The sequence below is a fragment of the Ralstonia sp. TCR112 genome, assembly GCF_007997035.1.
GTDB classification, from domain to species: Bacteria; Pseudomonadota; Gammaproteobacteria; order Burkholderiales; family Burkholderiaceae; genus Ralstonia; species Ralstonia edaphi.
Map to the genome: position 1 here is coordinate 1 of NZ_VOSS01000171.1, position 629 is coordinate 629.

The window sequence follows — 629 nt, forward strand, 5'->3', positions numbered from 1 at the left end:
ACCGTGCGGTGCGCCTTGGCCAGCAGTGCACCGCCCATCCACATGGCGTACAGGCCTTCGGCCAGTTCGTGCGCGTCCTGCACGGGCCCCAACGAACCGTCGGCGACACCGGCCTCAATTGCGGCGGCGATGCGCTCGACCATGCGCGTCATCCCCTTCGACAACACCTTGCGCATCGGTTCCGACAAATCCGACACCTCTCCCGATAGCTTGACCGCGAGGCACGTGACTTCGCATGCGCTGCGCTCATGCAGATCGATCCAGGCCATGAAATAGCGCAGCAGCCGCTCGCGGGCGGTGAGGCGTGTGTCGTTGAAGAGGCTGACCACGCCCGCGTCGTAGTCCTGGAAATAGCGCTCCAGCATGGCAACGCCAAAGTCTTCCTTGGAGCCGAAGTAGTAATAGAACGAACCCTTCGGCACCTGCGCACGGCCCAGGATTTCCGCCAACCCGACGGCCGAAAAACCACGCCCGAGGATCAACTCGGCACCGGCGTCCAGAATGCGGTCGCGGGTGTCGTGCCGGGCTTCGGCGCCTTCAGCGGTGACGGGTTCGGGGTGCTTGCTCATGATGGGTGGCATTGTAGTAGACCGACCGTCTAGTTGCATGACCCTGCTCGCGACAGGGTC

1 protein-coding gene is annotated in these 629 nt (G+C 63.8%); it reads right to left on the reverse strand.

Annotated elements, in window-relative coordinates:
- Nucleotides 1-569, reverse strand: a 569-nt coding sequence (locus FUT88_RS24915; RefSeq protein ID WP_147219206.1) for a TetR/AcrR family transcriptional regulator, incomplete at its 3' end; no start/stop codon positions are given.
- Nucleotides 570-629 lie beyond the last annotated feature (60 nt).